General features: G+C 64.8%; 1 protein-coding gene. It reads right to left on the reverse strand.

Annotated features, from left to right (window positions below; genetic code table 11):
- Nucleotides 1-995 (reverse strand): IS630 family transposase (locus ACZ7SW_RS46780; protein ID WP_470236841.1); only part of this gene is annotated, 995 nt, incomplete at its 3' end.
- Nucleotides 996-1,042 lie beyond the last annotated feature (47 nt).

Below are 1,042 nucleotides of genomic sequence, written 5' to 3' on the forward strand. Positions count from 1 at the left end.
TTCCAGTCCTTGATCCACTCGCGGATGTCTTTCTCCAGTGCCGCAACGCTCTTGTGGACGCCGCGCCGGATCAGCTGATCGGTGAGGAACCCGAACCAGCGCTCGACCTGGTTGATCCAGCTCGATCCGGTGGGGGTGAAGTGCATGTGGAACCGGGGGTGCTTGGCCAGCCATGCCTTGATCGCCGGGGTCTTGTGGGTGCCGTAGTTGTCGCAGATCAGGTGGATGTCGAGGTCGGCGGGGACGGTTTTGTCGATCGTGGTCAGGAACTTCTTGAACTCGGCGGCTCGATGCTTGCGGTGCAGTTCGCCGATCACGGTGCCGTCGGCGATGTTGAACGCGGCGAACAGGCTGGTGATGCCGTGGCGGACGTAGTCGTGGCTGCGGCGCTCGGGCATGCCCGGCATCATCGGCAGTACCGGCTGGGAGCGGTCCAGTGCTTGAACCTGGCTTTTTTCGTCGGCGCACAGCACCACCGCCCGTTCCGGCGGGTGGTGATAAAGCCCGACGACATCGACGACCTTGTCCACGAACAACGGGTCGGCGGACAACTTGAAGGTGCCGGCCTGATGGGGCTTGAGCCCGAAGTCCCGCCAGATCCGCCCGATAGTCGACTTCGACAGCCCGGACCGTTCGGCCATCGACGCGCGTGACCAATGCGTGGCGTTGCGGGGCGTCTGCTCCAGGGTCGTCACAATCACGTCCTCGACCTTCTCGAGCGTGATCGACGGCGGCCGGCCCGGCCGGTCCTCGTCGACCAGCCCGTCCAATCGTTGCGCGACGAACCGGGACCGCCACTTGCCCACCGTCATCCGATTGATCCCGAGCCGCTCCGCCACCTCCATATTGGACAAGCCCTCCGCGCACGCCAGCACAATCCGGCACCGCAACGCCAGCGCTTGCGCCGACTTCGCCCGCCGCTCCCACCGCTGCAACGTCGCACGCTCGTCATCGCTGAGGATCAGCTCGACCTTGGACCGTCCACGACCCGCCATCACCGCATCCTACAATTAGATAGCGGACTTCAGGCGCAGGACACTAG

This window comes from Amycolatopsis sp. NPDC114484, assembly GCF_055633755.1.